Here is a 210-nt window from a genome sequence, read left to right as displayed (position 1 = left end):
AATGTAGTAGCAAAGCAAGACGCCGATAAGTACGAACTGAAACCTGGCAAAGAAGTCAAAGTTGATAATACAGATAAGTTAACGGAACCGGAAAAACAAGCAGTAGAAGGCGCAATCAAAGAAGCTAACCCAGATGCCCCAATCAAGACTATTAAAGTCGACGATAAGGGTAAGGCAACTGTAACCTTCAACGATGACAGTACAGGCGAA

Annotated in this window: 1 pseudogene; it reads left to right on the top strand. The window is 42.4% G+C overall.

Annotated features, from left to right (window positions below):
- A pseudogene (locus CP370_RS09805) lies at nucleotides 1-210 on the top strand (hypothetical protein); the annotation flags it as partial.

Source organism: Lactobacillus sp. UMNPBX19, assembly GCF_002553805.1.
Taxonomy (GTDB): domain Bacteria; phylum Bacillota; class Bacilli; order Lactobacillales; family Lactobacillaceae; genus Lactobacillus.
Note: the sequence above shows the minus strand (reverse complement) of the source record. Positions and strands in the feature narration are given on the sequence as shown.